Annotated in this window: 14 protein-coding genes; 10 read left to right on the top strand and 4 right to left on the bottom strand. The window is 70.6% G+C overall.

The genetic code is table 11. The features are described 5' to 3' along the window. Positions 1-10 precede the first annotated feature (10 nt). Positions 11-805, top strand: a complete 795-nt coding sequence (locus ACGFY9_RS11140; RefSeq protein ID WP_393753443.1) for an SDR family NAD(P)-dependent oxidoreductase — start codon at positions 11-13, stop codon at positions 803-805. Between the two features lie 228 nt (positions 806-1,033). On the opposite strand, the gene ACGFY9_RS11135 is transcribed toward ACGFY9_RS11140, so the two are convergent. Beyond that, positions 1,034-3,730: an ATP-binding cassette domain-containing protein gene (locus tag ACGFY9_RS11135; RefSeq protein ID WP_393753442.1), complete on the bottom strand. Its 2,697-nt coding sequence runs from the start codon at positions 3,728-3,730 to the stop codon at positions 1,034-1,036. Positions 3,731-3,872: 142 nt separating this feature from the next. Here ACGFY9_RS11135 and ACGFY9_RS11130 point away from each other — a divergent pair, with 142 nt between their 5' ends. The 4 genes from ACGFY9_RS11130 to ACGFY9_RS11115 all read left to right on the top strand — a co-directional run bounded on the left by ACGFY9_RS11130 (position 3,873) and on the right by ACGFY9_RS11115 (position 8,625). Next, complete coding sequence (locus tag ACGFY9_RS11130; RefSeq protein WP_393753441.1) at positions 3,873-5,111, top strand: ABC transporter substrate-binding protein; 1,239 nt, start codon at positions 3,873-3,875, stop codon at positions 5,109-5,111. Between the two features lie 71 nt (positions 5,112-5,182). Beyond that, a complete protein-coding gene (locus tag ACGFY9_RS11125) occupies positions 5,183-5,887 on the top strand; it encodes an ABC transporter ATP-binding protein (RefSeq protein WP_393753440.1) in 705 nt (234 codons plus the stop codon). 18 nt (positions 5,888-5,905) lie between these two features. Next, positions 5,906-7,249, top strand: coding sequence for a hypothetical protein (locus tag ACGFY9_RS11120; RefSeq protein WP_393753439.1), 1,344 nt, complete (start codon positions 5,906-5,908; stop codon positions 7,247-7,249). Continuing rightward, positions 7,246-8,625 carry an acyl-CoA reductase gene (locus ACGFY9_RS11115; RefSeq protein ID WP_393753438.1) on the top strand — a complete coding sequence of 460 codons (1,380 nt, stop codon included), beginning with the start codon at positions 7,246-7,248 and terminating at the stop codon, positions 8,623-8,625. The genes ACGFY9_RS11120 and ACGFY9_RS11115 overlap by 4 nt, the downstream gene beginning before the upstream one ends. 114 nt (positions 8,626-8,739) lie before the next feature. Here ACGFY9_RS11115 and ACGFY9_RS11110 read toward each other — a convergent pair whose 3' ends face one another. Next, positions 8,740-9,846, bottom strand: coding sequence for a sugar ABC transporter substrate-binding protein (locus ACGFY9_RS11110; RefSeq protein ID WP_393753437.1), 1,107 nt, complete (start codon positions 9,844-9,846; stop codon positions 8,740-8,742). A 429-nt stretch (positions 9,847-10,275) separates the two neighbouring features. On the opposite strand from ACGFY9_RS11110, the gene ACGFY9_RS11105 reads away from it, so the two are divergent. From ACGFY9_RS11105 to ACGFY9_RS11085, 5 genes are all read left to right on the top strand, one after another. Continuing rightward, positions 10,276-11,937 (top strand): serine/threonine-protein kinase, encoded by a 1,662-nt coding sequence (locus ACGFY9_RS11105; protein WP_393753436.1) that lies wholly within the window; start codon positions 10,276-10,278, stop codon positions 11,935-11,937. Positions 11,938-12,118: 181 nt separating this feature from the next. Then, the gene (locus tag ACGFY9_RS11100; RefSeq protein WP_393753435.1) at positions 12,119-13,867 is read left to right on the top strand and encodes an esterase; all 1,749 of its coding nucleotides are present in this window, start codon (positions 12,119-12,121) and stop codon (positions 13,865-13,867) included. A 111-nt stretch (positions 13,868-13,978) separates the two neighbouring features. Next, a complete protein-coding gene (locus tag ACGFY9_RS11095) occupies positions 13,979-14,854 on the top strand; it encodes a PhzF family phenazine biosynthesis protein (RefSeq protein ID WP_393753434.1) in 876 nt (291 codons plus the stop codon). Between the two features lie 126 nt (positions 14,855-14,980). Further along, positions 14,981-15,127, top strand: coding sequence for a hypothetical protein (locus tag ACGFY9_RS11090; RefSeq protein WP_393753433.1), 147 nt, complete (start codon positions 14,981-14,983; stop codon positions 15,125-15,127). A 96-nt stretch (positions 15,128-15,223) separates the two neighbouring features. Continuing rightward, the gene (locus tag ACGFY9_RS11085) at positions 15,224-15,718 is read left to right on the top strand and encodes a hypothetical protein (RefSeq protein WP_393753432.1); all 495 of its coding nucleotides are present in this window, start codon (positions 15,224-15,226) and stop codon (positions 15,716-15,718) included. A gap of 7 nt (positions 15,719-15,725) precedes the next feature. Here the strand turns inward: ACGFY9_RS11085 and ACGFY9_RS11080 are convergent, their stop codons facing one another. Next, entirely contained in the window at positions 15,726-16,208 is a 483-nt protein-coding gene (locus tag ACGFY9_RS11080; protein ID WP_393753431.1) for an alpha/beta fold hydrolase, read from the bottom strand. Continuing rightward, positions 16,205-17,074, bottom strand: coding sequence for an SDR family NAD(P)-dependent oxidoreductase (locus ACGFY9_RS11075; protein WP_393753430.1), 870 nt, complete (start codon positions 17,072-17,074; stop codon positions 16,205-16,207). The genes ACGFY9_RS11080 and ACGFY9_RS11075 overlap by 4 nt, the downstream gene beginning before the upstream one ends. Positions 17,075-17,158: the final 84 nt, after the last annotated feature.

The raw sequence follows: 17,158 nt of genomic DNA, 5'->3' as shown, positions 1-17,158 counted from the left end.
TGGTTGAGCCATGGGACGACTCGACGACAAGATCGCGATCGTGACCGGGGCCGCGTCCGGCATCGGCGCCGCCACCGCCCGCCGCCTGGCGGCCGAGGGCGCCCATACGGTCGTAGCGGATCTGAACCTCGACGGCGCCAAGGCGGTCACGGAGGAGATCCGGGCCGCCGGCGGATTCGCCACGGCGGTCCAGGTCGACCTGGGCGACATCGACTCCGTACGGGCCATGGTGGCCACGGCCGTTGACACCTACGGCGGCCTCGACGTCCTGCACAACAACGCGGCGGCCACCCACCTGGCAGCCCGGAAGGACCTCGCCGTCCTGGAGGCAGATCCGACGGTCTGGGACGAGACGATGCGGATCAACCTGCGCGGCACCATGGTCGCGATCCAGGCCGCCGTCCCGCACATGATCGCCCGCGGTGCCGGATCGATCATCAACACCTCGTCCGGCGCCGGTCTCGCGGGCGACCTGCGCAACCCCGCGTACGGCGCCTCGAAGGCCGCCCTCATCAACCTCACGCAGTACGTCGCCACCCAGTACGGCAAACAAGGCGTGCGCTGCAACGCCATCGCCCCGGGATTCATCGTCACGCCGGCCAGCGCCGGTTCGGCCCACGGGGCGATCCGCGAGAAGATGCTGCGCCATCACCTCACCCCACGCCTGGGACGGCCGGAGGACGTCGCGTCGGCGGTCGTCTTCCTCGCCTCCGACGAGTCCGCCTTCGTCACCGGGCACACCCTGCGCGTGGACGGCGGACTGCTGTCCCACGCGCCGTACGTGGCGGACCTGCGCGAGGCGTGACGCGGTCCCGCAGGGGGCGCACCTGCCAGCGCCGGCGCACGAACGCGATCCGTCAACGGTGCGTCGGCGTCGGCCACTTCGCCCACCGGGTCGCCTCAGACCGGCCCGCGGCGCGGAAGCCCGCGGGCCGGTGGCGTCATGCCCGCTCACCGTCCGGACCCGAGTGGCGGGGGGAGATGGCCGGCCCGGCCGAGGCGGACGTCGTCGCCTCGGTCCGGGCGGCCGCGCTCAGGCCGTCGTCTCCGGCTCCAGGTCGCCCAGGTAGGCCGCCCGGACCGCCGGATCGCGGCGCACCTCGTCCGGGGTGCCGGCGCAGATCCTGCGGCCGAAGTCGAGGACGACGACCTGGTCGCAGACGCTCATCACCATGTCGACGTCGTGCTCGACGAGCAGCACCCCCATGCCCCACTCCTCGGCGAGCCGCCGCACCAGCCGGGCCAACTCCCGTGTCTCGTCGTCGGACAGCCCCGCCGCCGGTTCGTCCAGCAGCAGCACGGACGGCGAGGTCGCCACCGCCCGCGCGATCGCCAGCAACCGCCGCTCGCCGTACGACAGATCGCCCACCGGCCGGTCCAGGCTCTCCTGGAGTCCGAACTCCCTTACCGCGACCAGTACTTGGGCGGGCAACGGGCGACTGCCGGGACGAACCAGGTCGGTGAGCCAGGTCCACCGCCCGGGTCGCTCGCATGCGGCGTAGAGGTTGTCCAGGACCGTCATGTCCTCGAACAGCTCCAGCGACTGGAAGGACCGGCTCAGCCCGGCCCCGGCCCGCCGGTGCACCGGCACCCGGGTCACGTCCCGCTCGCCGAGGTGGACACTGCCGGCCGCGGCCCGGGTGAAGCCGGTGACGGCGTCGATGGCGGAGGTCTTGCCGGCGCCGTTGGGGCCGATGAGACCCACCACCCGGCCCGGTTCGACGTCCAGCGAGAGCCCGTCGACGGCGACGACACCGCCGTAGCGGACAGTGAGGTCGCGCACGTGCAGGGGGAGGGGTGCGGCGCGGGGGACGTCCGGCAGGGGAGCTGGCTCCTCCTCGGGCGCGACGGCAGCGCGCTGCGGGCGCAGCTTTCGCTCAAGTCCCCTTGTCCGCCTGCCGAGTTCCCTCCCGATGCCGTCCTGGTTGCCCACCAGGGTCAGCACCAGGATGATCCCGCCGATCAGCGGCATCCACTCGCTCAGCCCGGGCACCACCAGGTCCCCGAACCGGGCGCCGACCGTACCCGCGGCGAACGTGGCGCCGAACAGCGGGCCGACGAGGAAGCCGACACCGCCGATGACGGCGAGCCCGAGCGCGGTCACGGAGTCGAAACTCGCGAAGTCGGAGAACACCACCGACGTCGAGCGGAAGCCGGTCAGCACTCCGGCGAGCGCGGCGATGGCCGAGGACAGACCGAAGGCGTAGAGCTTGGCCGCGCGGACATCGATACCGAGGGCGGCCGCGGCCCGTTCGTTGGCCCGTACGGCGATGAGCCGGCGGCCGGTGCGGCCGCGCCTGACGTTGGCGACCACGAGCGTGGCGGCGACGAACAGGACCAGGACCACGGCGGCGTACCGCTGCGGATGGTCGACCCCGGAGATGCTGATGCCGAAGAGTGTCTGCTTGCCGACCGCGATGCCGTCGCTGCCGGGTGTCGTCGACAGGTCGGTGTTCTGGAAGACCATCGCCTCCAGGGTGGTGCCGAGCCCGAGCGTGATGATCGCGAGATTGACCCCGCGGGTGCGCACGGCCGGCAGCGCGAACAGCAGGCCTATTGGGACGGTGCCCAACACACCTGCCAATAGGGCGAGTTCGAAGGACCAGCCCCAGTCCGCCGCCGCGTGCCCGGCGATGAAGGCGCCGGTCCCGGCGAGGGCGTAGGCCGCGAGCGACACCTGGCCCGCGTAGCCGGTGACCACGATGATCGACAGGATGATCAGCGAGAGCACCAGGGTGCTGGTGATCGCGTCGGCCCACAGCGGGGTGGACACGCTCACCAGGACCAGCCCGATCACGACGGCCAGGGCGAGGGGGACGGGGCGAACCTTGCCGGTGCCCAGTGCCGGGAGGCGGTCGAGGAACGTGCCGCGCAGCGGCAGTGCCCGGCCGCGCGCGACCAGCACCAGGGCGATGAAGAGGAACGGCACCGAGGAGGCGAGCCCGGTGACGCCCGAGCCGAAGCGCGTGAGTTCGGACTGCGCGACCCCGATGACCAGACCGCCCGCCAGGGTGATCGGGAACGACGAGAACCTGCCGACCAGGGCGGCGGCCAGCGCGCTCAGCAGCAGCGTGGTCAGCCCGGTCACCGACAGGCCGATCACCGGCACGATCAGGATGGCCGTGAGCCCCGCGAGCGCTGAACCCAGTGCCCAGTTGCCGGCGGCGATCACGTCCGGGGACCAGCCGAGCGCCGCGGCGGCGCCCTCGTTCTCGGCGACCGCGGTGGTGCCCAGGCCGAACAGGGTGCGCTTGTAGAGGAGATGGAGGACCGCGGTCACGGCGAGCGCGATGCCGAGCAGCCACACGCGGTCCTCGGAGACCGTCGCCCCGGCGATCGTCAGCAGCCGCGTGGGCAGCTTGCCCGGGACCAACTGCAGGCTGTCGCCGTAGCGTTTGACGGCGATCGCGGTGAGCACGATGAACACCGCGAGGGTGCCGACCAGCCGGGCCAGGGTGGACGCCCTGCGCAGCGGACGGATCACCAACAGGTGGGTGAGCACGCCCAGTACGGCGGAGGTGAGCACGCCGCACGCGGTGGCGGGCCAGTACGGCACGCCGTGGCTGACGGCGAGTTCCCACTGGACGTAGGCGCCGGCCATCCCGATCGCGCCGTGCGCGAAGTTCAGGACGCCGGAGCCCCGGTAGACCAGCACGATGCCGTGTGCGGTGAGCGCGTAGAGGGCGCCGAGCCCCAGGCCGAGCAGCGCGAAGCGCAGGACGTCGTCCATCCGAGGAACCTCCCAGACACGGGACGAGACAGTGCATTCATTTAAATAATTGTGCCGAGAGTACTTCACTAACCCAAAAATGCGCCCCATGCTGTTCGGCATCTCGACGTCGCCCACTTTGGGCGCGAGCCCCGGAGGGACCATGAACGACTCACGCCGACGCAGAAGCGCCGCGGCCAGCTGTCTCGGGGTGACCGGAGCCCTGCTCGCCGCAGGGTGCGGGGGAGGCGCGTCGGCCGACAGCTCGGCCGAGACCTCCTCGCTGAAAGGCACCCCGGTCAAGGTGATGGTCTGGGCGCCGGAGAACACCCAGGGCAGCGCCCAGCCCGGGATCCACCTCACCGCCCAGGCCTATGAGAAGTGGATCAACGCCAACGGCGGGATCAAGGGCGGACCCCTCAAGGTCGAGTTCTGCAACGAGAAGGGCGACCCCGACGAGGCCGAGAAGTGCGCCCAGCAGGCCGTCGCCGACAAGGTGGCCGCGGTCGTGGGCTCCTACAGCCTCGCCGGGGACCGCTACATGCCCATCCTGCAGAAGGCCGGCATCCCGTACATCGGCGGCACCGGCGTCTCCGCGGCGGAGTTCTCCAACCCGCTTTCCTTCCCGGTCAACGGCGGCACCCCGGTGGTGTTCGCCGCGCACGGCCGGCAACTGGTGGAGCAGGGCTGCAAGAAGATCACCGGCGTCCGGTACGACGTGGCCGCCGCGGCCGTGGTCTCGCAGTTCCTCACCCTGGGCGTGACCTCCGCCGGAGGGACGCCGCCCAAGGACCTCAAGGTGCCGCTCACCGCCACCGACCTCGCCCCGCAGGTCGCCGCGACCAAGGGCAGCGACTGCGTGAGCGTCATCCTGGGCACCGCCTCCGACCTGTTCGTGAAGTCGTACGTGCAGTCCGGCGACAAGACGAAGCTCGCCAGCGTGGTCGGCAACCTCACCCCGCAACTGGCCGAGAGCACCGGCGGAAGCGGCAGCCCGCTGGAGGGAGCCGCGATCACCGGCTACTACCCGCCGACCTCCGACGCCGTCTGGAAGGACTTCGTGACGGCGGCCAAGGGCAAGGACATCGACACCACCAACGGCGCCAACGCCACGACCTGGGTGGCCTTCAAGGTCTTCACCGAGGCCGCGAAGAAGCTGCCGACGATCTCGGCCGAGGCGCTGGTGAAGGAGTTGAACACCACCTCCGGCATCGACACCGGAGGCCTTACCCCGCCCCTGAACTGGAAGGTGTCGACGGCCCTGCCGATCAAGGGACTTGACCGCATCCACAACACGACAGCCACCGAACTCACCATCCGCGACGGGAAGATCGAGTGGGCCAAGGCCGGGTCGACCTTCGTCGACGTCCGCAAGGTGCTGACGGCCGCGTCGTCCGGCTGAGTCCACTTCGGTCCGGCCAACTCCGGCTTACTCCGCCTGACTTCGGCCGACGCCGGTTGAGGAGAGACCCCGTGCACGACACAGATGTGCCCCTGATAGCGACCCGCGCCCTGTCCGCCGGATACGGCAGCCGACCCGTCGTCAGCGACCTTGACCTGGAGGTCCGGCCGGGCGAGGTCGTCGCCCTGCTCGGCCCCAACGGCGCGGGCAAGACCACCACCCTCAGGGCGCTGTCCGGCGACCTGACCCCGATGAGCGGCGAGGTCCGCTGGCTGGGCACCCCCGGCCACGCACCCCTGCACCGCCGCGCCCGCGAGGGCCTCGCCTACGTCGGCGAGCGCGCGGTCTTCACCCGCCTCGACACCACCGACAACCTACGGGTCGGGCGCGTGCCGCCCGACCGGGCCGTCGCGCTCTTCCCCGAACTCGAAAAACGCCTCAGGACCAGTGCGGGCATGCTGTCCGGTGGCGAGCAGCAGATGCTGTCGCTGGCGCGCGCCCTGTGCCGTACCCCCCGGCTCCTCCTGGCCGACGAACTCTCCCTGGGCCTCGCCCCGTTGGTGGTCGACCGGCTCCTGCGCGCGGTCCGCGAGGCGGCCGACCAGGGCCTGGGCGCCCTGCTGGTCGAACAGCACGTGCGCAAGGTGCTCGACATCGCCGACCGCGTCTACGTACTGCGCCGAGGCCGCGTCGTCATGACCGGCACCCCGAAAGAACTGCGCGGGGACCTCGACGCCATCGAGTCCTCCTATCTCGCGAAGAACCCGTCCTCATGACTGATGGAGGTGGTTGCCGTGCCCAGCGCACGTGAGCAGATCCGGGCCATGGTCCGGTCCGGTGACACATTCGACCAACCCGCGCGGGAGTTGCGGGAGTTGCAGCTCGACGCGGCGCGCGAGGCCTTCGCCGCCCACCGCGAACGCATCCCGCTGCTGCGCACCCGGGCGGAGGAGAGCGGCGTCCACGGGATCGAGAGCCCCGACGACCTCGTCCCCCTGCTCTTCTCCCACACCAGCTACAAGTCGTACCCCCTCTCCCTCATCACCGGCGGCCGGTGGGACCGTCTCCTGCGCTGGTACACGACGGTGTCGGTGGTCGAGCCGGGCGACGTCGACGTCGAGGGCGTGACCGACATCGACGACTGGACCGACCGTGTCACCGCCGCGGGCCACCGCCCGTACATCACCAGCGGCACCTCCGGGAAGGTCTCCTTCCTCAACTGCGCCGCGAGCGACCTGAGTTTCCTGCACGACATCCTGGAGAACCTCACCTGCTGGCCCGACCCGCTGCCGCCTGAGCCCACCCGGCGCGGCTATCTCCTGGCACCGGCGAGCGGTCCGATGCGCTCCATCGACGGCTACCGCTGGCACGCGGACGTCTTCGTCCGGCCCGGCGAGACACGGTTGCTCACCGAAGAGCCCATGCGGGTCTCGGAGTTGATGGGCAGCGCCCTGCTGCGCCGCCGGATGGCGGAGGGCACCGCCACCCCGAAGGAGATCAGCTCCTTCGAGACCGCGTCCGGGACCCGTGAGGAGGAACTCGGCGCGGCCGTCGCGCAGATCGTCGACGACATCGCCGCACACCGGACCGAGCCGCTGCTGATCGCCGGGATGAACAACCAGCAGTTCACCCTGATCCAGGCCCTGCGCGCCCAGGGCGTACCCGACGGGAGCCTCCACCCGGACACGCTGGTGCTCAGCGGCGGCGGCAACAAGAACGGGGTCCTGCCCGACGACTACCAGCAGCAGTTCGCCGCCTTCTACGACGGCGTACGGCGGGTGCGCAGTTACGGCATGACGGAGCTTCAGGGATCCTGCCTGGCCTGCGAGTCGGGCAACTACCACGTGCCGCCGTGGGTGATCCCGCTGGTCCTGGACGAGCCGGGCGAGAAGCTGCTCAACACCGAACAGGGCGTGGTGGAGGGCCGGTTCGCCTTCCTGGACGTCTCGCTGGAGGGCCGGTGGGGCGGACTGATCAGCGGAGACCGGGTCTTCGTCGACTTCTCGCCGTGCGACTGCGGCCGGGCGGGGCCGACCGTCCTGCCGTCCATCAGGCGCTACGGCGACCTGGGCGGCGAGGACAAGATCACCTGCGCCGCGACACTCGACTCCTATGTGCGGGGGATGATCCACGGATGAGCACCACGACCGACACCGAGGTCGTGCACGTGGTGCGCGGCGAGGTCGACCACGGCTCACCCGTCGCGTACGGCCGCGCCGGCTCGGCCTTCACCGCACCGGCCCTCGACCTGGACCGCCTCGTCCGGCCCCGCACCGAACCCGGACCCGCCTTCCACGTGCCCGTCGCGGAGATCGTCGACCTCCTGGTGGAGACCGGCGAGGCCCTCAAGGCCGACCGCGAGGGACTGCTCGCCGAGGCCCTCGACCGTATGGTCCGGGTCAGCCCGCTGCCCGCGGAGGTCCTCGAACGCGCCTACGCCGTGCTGTGGCGCAGCTTCCGACGGCCGGGCCTGTACGCCCAGATCGACCACGAACTCGGCGGAGCGGACGTACTCGACGGCTGGCGCGAGGTACGCCTGCCCGACAACCGGACCGCGGCCACCCGCGCGTTCCCACCGCGTCTGGTGCACATCATCGCCGGCAACGCACCCGGCGTCGCCGCGATGTCCGTCGTGCGCGGCGCCCTCACCAAGGGCGTCAACCTGCTGAAGCTGCCCTCGAACGACCTGTTCACCGCGACCGCGATCCTGCGCACGATGGCGGCGGTGGCCCCCGGCCATCCCGTGGTGCGCTCGTTCTCCGCGGTGTACTGGCGCGGCGGCGACGAGGCGGTGGAGAGCGTGCTGTTCCGCCCCCAGTTCTTCGACAAGCTGGTCGCCTGGGGCGGCGAGGCCACCATCCGCGGGGCACTGCGGTACGTCGGTCCGGGCTTCGAGCTCGTCTCCTTCGACCCCAAGACCTCCATCTCGCTGATCGGCCGCGAGGCCTTCGAGTCCCCCGAAGCCCTTGCCCGAGCCGCCGACGCGGGCGCCGCCGACGCCACCTTCTTCAACCAGCAGGCCTGCGTGGCCAGCCGCTTCCAGTTCGTCGAGGGCTCCTGGGCGGACGCCGACCGCTACGCCGCCCTGCTGTGCGAACGGCTGGGCGTGGCAAGGGAGTTCAGCTCGGCCGACGGCCCGCGGGTCACCGCGGAACTCCGCGAGGAGATCGACGTCCTGCGCTCCCTGACCCCCGACTACCGGGTGTGGGGCGGCTACGACGGCCGGGGCCTGGTCATCCGCTCGCCCGAACCGGTGGACTTCCACCCCGACGGAAAGATCGTCGACGTCGTCCCCGTAGCCGAGCTGACGCAGGCGGTCGCGCACGCCGGAGTCGCCACACAGACGGTCGGCGTGTACCCGGACACCCGCAAGGCGGAACTGCGCGACGCCCTCGCCTGCGCCGGAGTCCAGCGCGTGGTCTCCCTCGGCAGTGCGGGCGGAATGCCACCGGGCCTCTCCCACGACGGCTTCTACCCGCTGCAACGCCTCATGCGCTGGGTGAACGACGAGTGACGCGACGGCCCGCGACGCGGCGGGAGCACGACGTCGCTCCAACCGGCGCGGGCCCGGCGTCGGTTCAACACCGAGTGGGGATGTGAGGCCATCGAGCCGTACAGAGCGTGGCCGCTACTTCAGGCCGATCGCCGCGCAGGCCGCCGCGTACGGCGGGGTGCAGATGTCCTTGACGGTGTAGATGCCGTCCGTGATCACCGTGTCCTTGATGTTGTCCTTAGTGAGCGCGACCACCGGGACCAGCATCGTGGGGATCTTCTTCTCCGTGGGGCTGTCGACCGAGTCGCGGGTCAGGGAGTCGAACTGGATGTCGCGGCCCTGCACCTTGTACACCGCCATCTCCGCGGCGCGGGTGGCCTCTTCCGGGAACGGCTTGTACGCGGTCATGTACTGCTCGCCCGCGACGATGCGCTGCACCGCGTCCAGGTTCGCGTCCTGGCCGGTCACCGGTGGGATCTTGGTGGCGCCCGCGTCCTTCAGGGCCTTGATGACGGCGCCCGCCAGGCCGTCGTTGGCCGCGTAGACCGCGGCGATGTCGTCGAGGCCGACGGCCTTGATCGCGTTCTTCATGTTCGTCTCGGCGACCGCCGGCGACCATTTCTCGGTGTCGTACACCTTGGCTATCTTGACGTTGTTCTGGAGTTCGCCGAGGGCTCCCTCCTTGAACTTCGCGTAGTTCGTGTCCGCGGGGTCGCCGTTCATCATGACGATCTTGCTGGAGGCCGCCTTGCTGCCGAGCGCCGTGATGATGGCGCGGGCCTGGATCTCGCCGACGAGTTCGTTGTCGTGCGAGACGTACGCGTCGATCGGGCCCTCCGCCAGCCGGTCGTAGGCGATGACGGGGATGCCGGCGTCCTTCGCCTTCTGGACCTCCGGCGCGATGGCCTTGGCGTTCAGCGCGTCCACCAGGATGACGTCGACCTTCTGGTCCACCATCTGCTGGAACTGCCGGCTCTGCTTGTCCTGGCTCGCCTCGGCGTTGGCGTAGACGACCTTGCCCTTGCCGTTGGTGAGGGCGGCGACCTCCTTCGTGATGACGGGGTGGTCGAAGGCCTCGAACCGTGCGGTGTCCTTGTCGGGCAGGAGCAGTCCCACCGTGATGTCGTCGCCCTTCTTCGGAGACGCGGAACCGTCGCTTCCGACGACTCCGTCGACGACGCCGCACGCGGTGAGCGCGAGCGCGGACGCGGACGCGGTCAGAGCCGTCGCGAGGTGACGCACGGGGATTCGACAAAGGGCGGGAGCGTTCACGTGAGGCGCCTTTCGAGTGGGGGGAGCCGAGTGGCTTTCGGGGGCGTTGAGGTCCGGTGAGAAGTGGCTGCCAAGCGAGGAGGGGGACTTGGCCCTTGCGTCTGCGCGGGCAGGAAGGCTTGGACACGGCCTCCGCGACCGGGAGTTGCTCCTTCGCCTGTGCGATTCCTGCCTCAGGCCGTCACCGTCGCACTTCCTTGATGTGGACGGGGTGGCGATCGCGGGGAGAGGTTGTGGCGGCTTCGGTGACCCGGTTTGATCCGGCCGCGTCCGTGCGGGTCCCTCGGCACCGCGCCGCCGCCGGAGCTTCCGTTCCGCGCCAAGAGGCCTGTCGGGGCCGGGGGTTGCCGATACGCTGAAGGATGGCCATGAACCGGGGGCGGGGCTGGGGGCGGGGGCATGGATCCGCGGATGCGGTTGTCGGGCGGATACGTCTGTGAGCGCGAACTCGGCCGGGGCGGACAGGGAGTGGTGTGGCTCGCCCGGGACCGGACGGGGCGGCAGGTCGTGGTGAAGTTCCTGCTGCCGGGCAAGGAGTACGACGAGGTCGCGCTCGCCCGCGTACGCCGGGAGTTCGGTGCGGCGAGCCGGGTCGGTGAACTCGCCACGGCACGCGTCCTCGACGCCGATCTGTCCGGACAACACCCCTACATCGTCAGCGAGTTCGTCCAGGGCCCCACGATCCACCAGCATGTGGCCGCCAACGGTCCGCTGTCCTCCGGGCGGCTCCAATCCCTGGGGCTGGCCGTCGCGCACGCGTTGGCTCAGGTGCACCGGGTGGGCGTCGTGCACCGGGACATCAAGCCGTCCAACATCCTGCTCTCCCCGGACGGACCCCGGATCATCGACTTCGGTATCGCCCGCGACGACCGGTTGCTGGAGTCGGCGCTCACCACACCGGGCAGCGTGCTCGGCTCGCCCGCGTACATGTCGCCCGAGCAGGTCAAGTCGCTCCGGGTCACCGCAGCCTCCGACGTGTTCTCCCTCGGCGGCACGCTGTACTTCGCCGCCACGGGGCGCCATCCCTTCGAGGGGGAGAGCGACTACGAGGTGCTCGTCGCCGTGTGCACCCGCGACGCGGATCTCACGGCCGTACCGGAGCCGGTCCGTTCGGTCGTCGCCGACTGCCTGCGCAAGGACCCGGCGGAACGCCCCACCGCCGCCCAGCTCGTCACCCGCCTCGCGGAGGCGACGGAGGCGGGGGACAGCGCGCGGACGGAGTCGCGTACGCCGTCGCAGCGGCCCGGGCCCGGGAGCGGCGGCGCGGGCTCCGGCCTGAGCGCCAGGCAGCTGCGGCTATGGGGGTTCGCGGCCGGCAGCGCCGCGGTGGCGGTGCTGCTCGCCGTCGTGCTCAGCACCACCTCGGGAGGATCGGCGACGGAGGGCGGCCCGCAGACCCGTGGCCCGTCCTCCGCCTCCTCGTCGGCCGGGGGGTCGACGAGAGCCGCGGGCTCCCAACTCCTCTCGTACACCGATGACTTGACCGACTCGGGCGACTGGTCGTACAAGGACCCGACCCTGGCGAAGATCACGCACAGTGGCGGGACCATGCTGGTGGATCCCAGGCCCGAGCTGGAGGTATGGCCGCAGGCGCCCTTCGAGCCGTCCTCGTTCGCGGTACGGCTGAGCACCCAGACGGAGTGGTACGGAGGCGAGGGCGGGGTCGGGCTGTGGTGCGACGGCTCGGGGGACTACCGGAAGGGTTCCCGCTGGGCGACCTATCTGACGACAGATCAGGAAGCCCTGATCGTGCGGGAGTTCAGGTTCAAGGGGAAGTTCCAGCATGACCGGGTCGTCGAGGTGAACCTCGCGGACCTGGGCCTGAAGGTGGAGAGCCAACGGCAGGTCGACATGTCGATGACCTGTTCCTCCGCCGGTGAGGGCCGGATCAAGGTGGAGCTCGCGGTCGACGGCACCCGGGTCGCCGCGTACACCGGAGCCGCCTTCGACGCGCGGGGCTGTGGTGTGGCCGCCTTCCACTACAGCGCGACCGACTCGCGGGGCACGGCCTATCACGCGGGATTCGAGCGCTTCACCGCGACCGAATTGTCGGCGCGCTGACGTCTTCTAACAAAACTATCATCAAAATTGTTAACAATTTGCGGCTCCGGCTCAGGGTCCCCGCCTACAGTCTGGGACTCGTACGAGCCGCACAGCCGACTTGCCCGCGGCGTCGCCCGGGTGGTGCCCAAGTACGGCTGTGACCAAGCAACTTGCTGTACAAGGAGGTCCACGGGTGGACATGAACCGCAGAACGGTTATCCGTAGCGCCACGGGCGTCGCAGCCCTGGCCACGTTCGGAGTCGCCGAGGGCACGGCAGGCACGGCGTTCGCCGCCGCCGCGTCGTCGAGCAGTTCGTCGAGCACGTCCGCGGCGTACTCGCTGGAGCTCGACTCCGCCGCATGGTCGTACGACGCGACCAACGACGTGTACTACCAGATCGGGAAGGTGTACGTCGCGAACCCGGCTGCGACGGACTACGAGAACCTGTCGATCTATGTGCCGGGCGCCTATCTGACGGCTACCGCGAACAGCGACGGGACCACGTACACCGCGAAGGCCAACCCGAAGGGCACCGTCGGCGCGTACTCGGGCCGCACGGCGCCGATCGTGATTCCGGTCAACACCCCCGGCTACGCCCAGCAGGCGCCGGCCACGTCCTACAGCTACACCAGCGTGTCGGCGTACCTGGAGGCCGGGCTCGTCTACGTGTGGCCGGGCCTGCGCGGCCGGGACAGCTCGACCAGCACCCGCTCCGACGCGGCCCCCTGGGGCGTGACCGACCTCAAGGCCGCGGTCCGCTTCCTCCGGTACAACCGCAGCGTCCTGCCCGGCAGCACGGACGACATCGTCCTGTTCGGCATGAGCGGCGGCGGCGCCCAGGACACCGTGGCGGGCACGTCCGGCGACAGTCCCCTGTTCGACCCGTACCTGCGCACGATCGGCGCGGCGATGGAGGACGCCCACGGCCGGCCCCTCAGCGACGCCGTCGCCGGCGTCATGGCCTGGTGTCCGATCACCGACCTCGCCGAGGCCAACCTGTCCTACGAGTGGAACATGGGCCAGTTCGCCTCGACCGGCACGCGCGCGTCCACCACGTGGACCAGCGCCTACTCGGCGGACCTGGCGAAGGCCTGGCCCAAGTACCTCAACCGCCTGGGTCTGCGCGACGAGCACGGCAGGCGCCTGGAACTGACGGAGTCCAGCAGCGGCACCTATCTGTCCGGCAGCTACTACGACCACCTGATCGGGGTGATCACCACCTCGCTGAACAACTTCCTCTCGGACAACACCTTTCCGTACACCATCACGACTCAGGGCGGCCCGCCCGGATCGGGCCAGACGGGGACCTCGACCACGTACGAGACGGTCGCCGACTACATCGCCTACCTCAACACCGACAGCACCTGGGTCACCTACGACGCCACGACCAACACTGCCACGGTGTCCGGTCTCGAAGGCTTCGTGAACAGCCAGAAGACCGCGAACAAGCCGGTCGGCGCGTTCGACGGATACTCCCGCGGGCAGGGCGAGAACAGCGTCTTCGCGATGGGCCTCAACGCCCCGTCGCACTTCGCGCCGCTCACGCGTGACGTCATCAAGGCGAACGAGTCGACGTACGCCACGTACTCCGACTGGGACTCCGCCTACGGCTCCGCGGCCTACGACAGCGACTTCGCGAAGAAGGACAGCGTCGGCAAGGACATGGCCTGGCGGGGCGACGCGTACAACCCGCTGTACTTCCTCTCGCCCGCCTTCGCCGGATACCGGCAGTCGAAGGTGGCGCGGCACTGGCGCATCCGCACCGGCATCATGCAGGGCGACACGGCCAACACGACCGAGATCAACGTCCAGTTGGCCCTGCTGAACTACGGCATCCGTGACGTCGACTTCGCCACCGTGTGGGCCATGGCGCACACCATGGCCGAGCGCACCGGCGACGCGACGACCAACTTCATCAGCTGGGTGGAGTCCGTCGTCAAGAAGTGATCGGCGGTCAGGACAGCCCGGGCGCCCGACCGGCAAGTTTCGGTCCGGCGCCCGGCACCGTCTCCGCCCACGTGCGGGAATGGCGACGGCTCCACCCCGGTTGCCCCGAGCATGACGACGACCGAGCCACAGCCCGAGGTTCTGCGCTACACCGCCTTCTCCAGCGACCCGGCGGGCGGGAACCCTGCCGGCGTCGTCCTGGACGCCGCCGCCCTGGACGACAGCGCCATGCTGGCCATCGCCGCCGACCTCGGATACTCGGAGTCCGCGTTCCTGACGGCGCCCCCGGAGGGCCTCGGAGGTGAGGAGGGGCGGGCGTACACCATCCGGTACTTCAGCCCCAAGGCCGAGGTGCCGTTCTGCGGGCACGCCACCGTCGCGACCGCCGTGGCGCCCGCCGAGCGGGTAGGCCCCGGGGAGCTGGTGTTCGCGACGCGCGCCGGCACCGTGCCGGTGCAGGTGGTCGAGGAGGGCGGGACGCTCCGGGCCACGCTCACGAGCGTCGAACCGCACATCGAGGACATCACCGACGCCGACCTCACGGAGGCCCTCACCGCGCTCGGCTGGCCGGAGGCCGACCTCGACCCCGCCTTCCCGCCCCGGATCGCCTTCGCCGGCGCCCGCCATCTCGTTCTCGCGGCGGCGACGCGCGCCCGACTCGCGGACCTCGCCTACGACTTCGCCCGCCTCGAAGGCCTGATGCACCAACTCGACCTGACCACCGTCCAGTTGGTGTGGCGGGAGTCGGACACCGTCTTCCACGTCCGTGACCCGTTCCCCGTCGGCGGCGTCGTCGAGGACCCGGCGACCGGTGCGGCGGCGGTCGCGTTCGGCGCGTACGCGCGTGAACTCGGCCTGGTCCCCGAGGACTCCGTCCTCACCCTGCACCAGGGCGAGGACCTCGGCCGCCCCGGCGAACTCACGGTGACGCTGCGCGCGGGCGACCCGCGGGTCCGCGTCGGCGGCGCGGGAACACGGATCGGCTGAAGGACCGGCGACGCACGCGGCTCCCGTGCCGCCGGGGGAAGGCGGTCGAAGCCTCACCCCACCGGCACGGGAGCCTCGTTGGTGTTCGTGTATCCGTATGTCCCTCGGCCTGCGACGATCCGCGACATGTCAGTGGCCCGTGGCACGATCGCCGGCATGACACCGATCGACGAACCCCTCCTCCTTGAGACGGCCGCCCAATACGGCGTACCCGCCCCCGGCGTACGGGAGTTGATGGCCCGGGCGCGCTTCCCGCGTTGCCGGACGGAGTGAACTGGCCCGACGGAAAGAGCCGTTGGTGCTGAGTGTCGACTGTGCCGCCCTGCCGTAGGGCGTCCTGGACATCGAACTGCCCGCCGATGGGCACCTGTGTTCTTCACCGAGATCGAGTACCCGCCGGAGTCGTCCGCGGTGCTCCCCATACCCGCTGGGGTACGCACCGCGGAGAACCCCGCCTCGTACGAACTCGACGGTGCGGCCGGGGAGATCAGGGTCTATGAACCACGCACCCTGTATGCCGTGCCCGGCCTGACCTTCGACGGCGAGGGGGAAGGGGGCCCGCGGACCAGCGCGTTCCTCGACGGCGACGGAAACGGCGACGGCGACCAGGACGCGCTGGACAGTTTCGAGGGGGCCGTCGGCGACCTCGCCTTCGGCGGGCATCGGCCCGGCGGCTGTGTGCGGATTGGCGGGTTCTCCGACCCGTGGGACATGGCACCGGACACGGGCGAACTCGTGCTCCTCGCGCAGCCGGCCGGGCAGGCGATCGACTACGACGTGTTCACCATGAACCTGATCGTGGGCACACGGGAGGGCATCGCCGCCCGGGAGTACGCGGGCCTCCAGTACGAGCAGCAGTGCTGATCCCGGGTCACTCCTGGATGGAGGCCATGCCGATCGGGGTGTAGCGGTCTCCCGCCGCGGCTCCGACCGGGATCGCCGCGCCGAGGGCGGCGACGGAGAGCCAGGCGGCGATCACGCCGCCGGACGACAACCCGCAGACCACGACCGGCCGTTGGACGACGCGGTCGATGAAGCGGACCAGGTCACCGCCGAAGATGTTCAGGCCGTAGGGCCCCGGCGTCCAGGTGGACCGGCCCTGGCCGCGCAGGTCGACCGCGTACACCTGGTAGCGGTCGGACAGCAGCCGCATCGCGGCCTCGTAGCCCCACCAGGACTCCGTCTGTGCGGGGACGAGCAGCATGGCGGGGAGTTCGGGATCGCCGGCGACGGCGTAGTTCATCCGGATCTCGCCGAGGTCGACGGTCTGTTCCGGGTAGCCGTGCGGGACGTAGATCCCGGCGTGGTCGGCGGCCTCCAGGTAGCCCGTCGCGTAACTCGTCGGGTGGCTCATCGGACCACCGTCCCGACGAGGTCGGCGGTCGCGTTCCACAGCCGGGTTGCCATGGCCGGGTCGAGGCCGGCCTTGCTCTGTCGGCGTACGGCAGGGGAGCCCCGGAAGCCGCCCAGGCCGTCCGGGCCGATGTAGGAGTTGCCGGGGACGTCCTGGGTCGCGGCGTAGAGCAGGGACAGTGCGCCGCGCTCGGGGTCGTTGGTGAGGAACGTGAAGCGGTTGACGACGTTCGACCGGGAGTGGGCCGCCAGCGAGGTGCGGGCGATGCCCGGACTGGCCAGGACCGAGCGGACCGGACTGCCCGCGGCGGTCAGCCGGCGCTGGAGCTCCAGCGAGAACAGGACGACCGCGAGCTTCGACGCCTGGTAGGCCCGCATCCCGTTGTGCTTGCGGGTGCGCCAGTCGAGGTCGTCCAGGTCGAGCCTGCCCTGCTTGTGCAGCTCGCTGGTGACGTGCACGACGCGGTCGGTGACGTGATCGAGGAGCAGGGTGGTCAGCAGGAAGGGGCCGGTGTGGTTGGTGGTGGTCTGCAGATCCAGGCCGTCGGCGGTGCGCGCGGCCGGGATGTCCATCACGCCGGCGTTGTTGATCAGGATGTCGAGGTCGCCGGACCAGGCGTCGGCGAAGGCGCGCACCGAGGTCAGGTCCGACACGTCGAGCGGTCGGACGTCGAAGGTGCCGGGCAGGGCGGCGACGGCGTGGCGGGCCTTGCCGGTGTCGCGTACCCCCAGCACGACACGGGCACCGACGCGAGCGAGTTCGCGTGCCGTGATCAGGCCGAGGCCGCGGCCGGCACCGGTGATCACCACCGTACGGCCGGTCAGGTCCGGGAGGTCGTGCGCGGTCCAACTGGGCATACGGGTCATGGGACTTGGCTCCTGAATCGTGGCGTGTGAATCTTCGCGACCGGCGATCGCGACGCCGCTCACATCGCCGGCCGCATCACTGGC

It is taken from the genome of Streptomyces sp. NPDC048504 (assembly GCF_043200035.1).
Taxonomy (GTDB): domain Bacteria; phylum Actinomycetota; class Actinomycetes; order Streptomycetales; family Streptomycetaceae; genus Streptomyces.
Note: the sequence above shows the minus strand (reverse complement) of the source record. Positions and strands in the feature narration are given on the sequence as shown.